Source organism: Calothrix rhizosoleniae SC01 (assembly GCF_900185595.1).
Taxonomy (GTDB): Bacteria; Cyanobacteriota; Cyanobacteriia; order Cyanobacteriales; family Nostocaceae; genus Calothrix_A; species Calothrix_A rhizosoleniae.
On the sequence record NZ_FYBH01000435.1, the window covers coordinates 1 to 5,838 of the forward strand.

The following is a 5,838-nucleotide window of genomic DNA, read 5'->3' on the forward strand; positions in this document are numbered from 1 at the left end:
ACTAAGGAGAGGGATGTCCGATAGGACAGGGTGAGGTTTTGTTGTATTTTATTTCATCTTCAATCCTATAGCGCTACGCGCAAGTAATAAGTAATAAGTAATAAGTTTACTGTTCATAGGTTTCAGCCTTAAACAATGTCCTAACATAATTGCGTAGTGCTATAAATTTCGGTTTCAAAAGAGATTTATTCCTTGAATTATGGACTACAAAATTACCGAGTCTTACCAATCACGGTAAAAGCCGCCCAATTTTTGGGGTCAGGATCGCCATCTTCATCTTTGAGCATCTTTAACATCGCCTGACGCATCGCCTGAGCCTTATCAAGCTTATGATTGTATATATTTGTATAAAATTCTTTCATCAACTTTACGGTGTCATCATCAGGTACCTTCCACAAAGACACCACCAAAGTAGGCACCCCAGAAGCCATAAAAGCACGGGATAAACCAATCACCCCTTCACCTCTAATATCCCCTCTACCTGTATCACAAGCACTCAACACCACTAAATCAGCTTGTAGCTTTTGTCCACTTGGTAATCCAAATTTCTCCATGATTTCACTAGTAGTCAAGAAACCATCATCTTTACCAAACGGAGTGAAAGTAATTGCACCAGGGGAACCAATGGCGTTAATCCCATCAAGTAAACCGTGGGTAGCAAAATGAATTAATTTGGCAGATGACATTTTTTCTACAATGGTTGACTCCGTAGCTTGGCTACCAATAATGGGTTTAGTTCCCAGCATTTTGGCAATAATCTTCGCTTCTTCTTCCGCACCTTCTAATTGTTTGAGAGGTTCTAATTCCTTCCCTACCTTTTTTTTAGGCATGGTAGGATTACCAACAATTAAAACATCCTTACCGCGAGGAAGAATAGGTGCTGTTTGTTTGTCTTGTTGATTTAAACCCAGTGCTTGAATGGAAGGAGCAGTGAGAATAGTGTGCTTTTCAATCAGGTATTTATCTTTCTCATCTTGGAGAGCGACGAAGGGAACCAAAAACAACTCTTGATGGGGAATGAAGATAACCTTTTGTTGTTCATTTTTGGGTAATAAATCAGCGATGGGTTTGATCAACAGTTGATGGAGTTGTTTTAAGCGGTTGGTGGAGCTATCTTTTTTACCAGGGGGATTATTACTGTTACGTCCCCTGACATTAAGCTGTTTTTCGCGGGTGATTTTTACCAGTTGCTGGATAGAAATATCTTTGGGAAGTTTAATAGAGCGGAATTGGACTTTACCTTGGGGTGAGATTACCCAGATATAAAGTTCATCTGTAGTAACAAAATATTCAACTAGGGTAGCCTTTTTTTTGTTAGCAACTTGTTGAATTTGGGTAAGAGTAAGGGGTGGTGGAATAAGTTCTTGTTTTGGTTTGTTATGTCTTGTGCGGTATAAGATTTCCACTAAAGCACGGGTTCGTCCCTGCTCGGAAATGACTAGAGCTTGTTGGGGTTGTTTTCGAGCGATGAGTACTTGTTGGAGGATACGGTAGGTGCGTGCTTGTTCCTCAAAGATGGAGACTTTCCAAGTATCTTTCGTCAGCAATAGTTTTCGGATGTCTTCCCAAGTAGCAATAGCTCGGCGCAGATGGTTTTCTGCTGCTACTAGTTGTCCAGATTTTTGGAGAGCTAGTCCTAAGTTGTTGAGAGAAACTGCAACACCTCGGCGGTTTCCTATTTCCTTTGAGATTGCTAATTGTTGCTTTAGGTAATCAATGGCTTTTTTGTAATCCCTCAAACGGTAGTAAGCAAGTCCCAGATTCCCCAGAGATTGGGCTTCACCGAGGCGGTTTCCTATTTCCTTTGAGATTGCTAAATCTTGCTGATGGTAATCAATGGCTTTTTGTAATCCCCTAAGTTTCGATAAGCATTTCCCAGATTCCCCAGAGATTGAGCTTCACCGAGGCGGTTTCCTATTTCCTTTTTATTGCTAAAGATTGCTGATGGTAATCAATGGCTTTTTGTAATCCCCAAACGGTAGTAAGCATTTCCCAGATTGTTCAGAGATTGAGCTTCACCTCGGCGGTATCCTATTTCCTTTGAGATTTCTAAAGATTGCTGATGGTAATCAATGGCTTTTTTGTAATCCCCCAATGAAAAGTAAGCATTTCCCAGATTGTTCAGAGAATTCGCAACACCGAGGCGGTATCCTATTTCCTTTGAGATTTCTAAGGTTTGCTGATGGTAATCAATGGCTTTTTTGTAATCTCCCAATTCAAAGTAAGCAAGACCCAGATTCCCCAGAGAATTCGCAACACCTCGGTGATTTCCTATTTCTCGATAAATAGCCAATGACTGTTTCCAAGACTGCAACGCCTGGTTAAATTGACTAATGCGATACTGCTTATTACCTTGCTGTAACAGCCTATCAGCTTCTGCTTCGCGGCTATTTGTAGTTTGAGCAACTGCGGTTGAACCTAACAATCTCACCTGCAAGTTAACCCCACAAGACTCACAAATAGTCAGTGATAGAGTAATCAGAGCTAATAAAATATATTTTTGACATCCCATAGCATTTACAGTCCTGCAATTCTAGTAATTGTTTCCATACTTGAAGTTGAGAAATCGGCTTTTGGAAAGACTTTCTCAACCCAAAAGCCGAGCATTTATCAAATTTCGGGAGGGGAAGTGGGTAAGTGTGGGAAGTTTAGGGAGCAGAGGAAGATAGGATACTTACCCCTTGTCTTCTCCACTATCTCCTAGCTACTAAAGCAACTGTTTTATTTAGAGAACAAAAATCATGACTTTGAATTTGCTTAATCTTCTGTTTCAATTCGGGGTCAGAATTTTTCGCCTTTTTCTTCAGAGTTTGGAGAAGTTGTCTCTCGCCAAAAGTACGCTTCACCTGGTTTTAATGGCTCTCCGTCATAAATAACCCTATTATTGTTTGGCTTTAAAGTTCTACTCTTCCACACCTGTTTATAGCTACGGATATGAAATACTTCTATTCCCTTGAATTTTTTGTTATCGTCCTTCCACAAGAATAAAGGTCGAGTATTCCAAACTACTAGAGTTTGCTTACCGTTATTTGAATCTTTGAGCTTACCAGGAGCAATCATGCAGAAGAATTCTTTATTCTCATCATCTCCTCGTGAACCCCGTTTACCCTTTTTGCGTCGCAATTTATCCCAGATATCACCCCAGGATAAAGCGTATTGGGGATTATCAACTTCTGCTGTTTGTTGAGTAATAAAGTTAGTATTAATAGCTGCTTGGAGCGGTAAAGCGGATGAACTGACTATTCCCGCAAGCATTATCCACAGTGCAGACTTGGTGTTTATAATTTTCATGATTCCAGATTCCCTTAAAGCTAAGTAAACTGAACTGTATTAGCACCACTGATGAGGTATATATACTGAAGATCACTGGTATATTTACATTAAATACATGAACCAGATGTAAGTTTTACTGATTGCTGTATTGTTCTTATATATCTGTAAAAATTTGACCCTATGCATTTTTACAGAATCAAATTTGGGTAATTTTGTCGTAAGTTGTTAGTATCCAGCAAATATTGAAACAAAAGAGAGTAGAAGTGAAAGCTCTCCCCACACTCCCCACACTCCCCACACTCCCCACACCTCCCACACTCCCCAAACTCCCCACACTCTCTCCACGCTTCCCGAAAAATGCATAGGGTCGAGTAGTTTAAAGATATAGGGAATCAGAAATATTACTCAGTTCATTGCAGGACTGTAAATGCTATGGGATGTAAAAAATATATATTATTAGCCCTAATTACTCTATCACTGACTATTTGTGAGTCTTGTGGTGTTAACTTGCAACTGAGATTGTTAGGTTCAACCGCAGTTGCTCAAACTAAAAATGACCGCAAAGCAGAAGCTGATAGGCTATTAGAGCAAGGTAATAAGCAGTATCGCATTAGTCAATTTTCCCAGGCGTTGCAGTCTTGGAAACAGTCATTGACTATTTATAGAGAAATAGGAAACCGCCTCGGTGTTGCTGCTTCTCTGGGGAATCTGGGACTTGCTTATCGAAACTTGGGGGATTACAAAAAGCCATTGATTACCTAAAGCAAACCTTAGCAATCTCAAAGGAAATAGGAAACCGCCTCGGTGTTGCGAATTCTCTGAACAATCTGGGACTTGCTTATCGAAACTTGGGGGATTACAAAAAAGCCATTGATTACCATCAGCAATCTTTAAAAATCGATAAGGAAATAGGAAACCGCCTCGGTGTTGCGAATTCTCTGGGGAATCTGGGAAATACTTACCATAGCTTGGGGGATTACAAAAAGCCATTGATTACCTAAAGCAAACCTTAGCAATCTCAAAGGAAATAGGAAACCGCCGAGGTGTTGCGAATTCTCTGGGTAGTTTGGGAAATGCTTACTACCGTTTGGGGGATTACAAAAAAGCCATTGATTACCATCAACAACATTTAGCAATCTCAAAGGAAATAGGAAACCGCCAAGGTGTTGCGAATTCTCTGGGGAATCTGGGAAATGCTTACCATAGTTTGGGGAATTACAAAAAAGCCATTGATTACCATCAGCAATATTTAGCAATCTCAAAGGAAATAGGGAACCGCCGAGGTGTTGCAGTTTCTCTCAACAACCTAGGACTAGCTCTCCAAAAATCTGGAAAACTAGTAGCAGCAGAAAACCATCTGCGCCAAGCTATTACTACCTATGAAGATATCCGTAAACTCTTACTTAATAAAGATACTTGGAAAGTCTCCATCTTTGAACAACAAGCACGTACCTATCGTCTACTCCAACAAGTACTCATCGCTCGAAAACAACCCCAACAAGCTCTAGTTATTTCCGAGCAGGGACGAACTCGTGCTTTGGTGGAAATCTTATACCGCACAAGACATAACAAACCAAAACAAGAACTTATTCCACCAACCCTTACTCTTACCCAAATTCAACAAGTTGCTAACAAAGAAAAGGCTACCCTAGTTGAATATTTCGTTACCTTAAATGAAATTTATATCTGGGTAATCTCACCCCAAGGTAAAATCAAATTCCGCTCTGTTTCTCTTCCCAAAGATATTTCTATCCAACAACTGGTAAAAATTACCCGTGAAAAACAGCTTAATGTCAGGGGACGTAACAGTAATAATCCCCCTGGTAAAAAAGATAGCTCCACCAACCGCTTAAAACAGCTCCATCAACTGTTGATCAAACCCATCGCTGATTTATTACCCAAAGATGAACAACAAAAGGTTATCTTCATTCCCCATCAAGAGTTGTTTTTGGTTCCCTTCGTTGCTCTCCAAGATGAAAAAGATAAATACCTGATTGAAAAGCATACTATCCTCACTGCTCCTTCCATTCAAGCACTGAGTTTAAATCCACAAAATAAACAAACAGCACCTATTCTTCCTCGCGGTAAGGATGTTTTAATTGTTGGTAATCCTACCATGCCTAAAACAAAAGTAGGGAAAAAATTAGAACCTCTCAAACAATTAGATGGTGCAGAAGAAGAAGCGAAAATTATTGCCAAAATGCTGGGGACTAAAGCCATTATTGGTAGCCAAGCTACGGAGCCAGCTATTGTAAAAAAAATGTCATCTGCCAAATTAATTCATTTTGCTACCCACGGTTTACTTGATGGAATTAACGCCATTGGTTCCCCTGGTGCAATTACTTTCACTCCTTTTGGTAAAGACGATGGTTTCTTGACTACTAGTGAAATCATGGAGAAGTTTGGATTATCAAGCGAACAAAAGCTACAAGCTGATTTAGTGGTGTTGAGTGCTTGTGATACAGGTAGAGGGGATATTAGAGGTGAAGGGGTGATTGGTTTATCCCGTGCTTTTATGGCTTCTGGGGTGCCTACTTTGGTGGTGTCTTTGTGGAAAGTAAGTCT

The 5,838-nt window shown here is 40.1% G+C and carries 6 protein-coding genes and 1 pseudogene; 3 read left to right on the top strand and 4 right to left on the bottom strand.

Features of this window, described 5'->3' with window-relative positions; all coding sequences use genetic code 11:
- Window positions 1-212 precede the first annotated feature (212 nt).
- The 4 genes and pseudogenes from CALSC_RS25055 to CALSC_RS25060 form a co-directional block, all read right to left on the bottom strand.
- On the bottom strand, window positions 213-1,739 hold the full coding sequence (locus CALSC_RS25055) for a CHAT domain-containing protein (RefSeq protein ID WP_200817753.1): 1,527 nt from the start codon (window positions 1,737-1,739) through the stop codon (window positions 213-215).
- A gap of 3 nt (window positions 1,740-1,742) precedes the next feature.
- Window positions 1,743-1,892, bottom strand: a pseudogene (locus CALSC_RS28255) (hypothetical protein); the annotation flags it as partial.
- A 59-nt stretch (window positions 1,893-1,951) separates the two neighbouring features.
- Window positions 1,952-2,512 (bottom strand): tetratricopeptide repeat protein, encoded by a 561-nt coding sequence (locus CALSC_RS27175; protein WP_200817754.1) that lies wholly within the window; start codon window positions 2,510-2,512, stop codon window positions 1,952-1,954.
- 269 nt (window positions 2,513-2,781) lie between these two features.
- Entirely contained in the window at window positions 2,782-3,291 is a 510-nt protein-coding gene (locus CALSC_RS25060) for a hypothetical protein (RefSeq protein WP_088243907.1), read from the bottom strand.
- A 414-nt stretch (window positions 3,292-3,705) separates the two neighbouring features.
- Between CALSC_RS25060 and CALSC_RS25065 the strand changes: the two genes are divergently transcribed.
- From CALSC_RS25065 to CALSC_RS25075, 3 genes are all read left to right on the top strand, one after another.
- Complete coding sequence (locus CALSC_RS25065; RefSeq protein WP_088243908.1) at window positions 3,706-4,035, top strand: tetratricopeptide repeat protein; 330 nt, start codon at window positions 3,706-3,708, stop codon at window positions 4,033-4,035.
- The gene (locus CALSC_RS28260) at window positions 4,023-4,274 is read left to right on the top strand and encodes a tetratricopeptide repeat protein (RefSeq protein WP_088243909.1); all 252 of its coding nucleotides are present in this window, start codon (window positions 4,023-4,025) and stop codon (window positions 4,272-4,274) included. Before CALSC_RS25065 ends, CALSC_RS28260 begins: the two co-directional genes overlap by 13 nt.
- 26 nt (window positions 4,275-4,300) lie before the next feature.
- Window positions 4,301-5,838 (top strand): CHAT domain-containing protein (locus CALSC_RS25075; protein ID WP_235006950.1); only part of this gene is annotated, 1,538 nt, incomplete at its 3' end.

What these genes read in the sequence shown, in the direction of transcription:
- CALSC_RS27175 (WP_200817754.1), bottom strand. Translation starts at nt 2,512, where the DNA reads ATGGGATGTCAAAAATATATTTTATTAGCTCTGATTACTCTATCACTG.
- CALSC_RS25060 (WP_088243907.1), bottom strand. Translation starts at nt 3,291, where the DNA reads ATGAAAATTATAAACACCAAGTCTGCACTGTGGATAATGCTTGCGGGA.
- CALSC_RS25065 (WP_088243908.1), top strand. Translation starts at nt 3,706, where the DNA reads ATGGGATGTAAAAAATATATATTATTAGCCCTAATTACTCTATCACTG.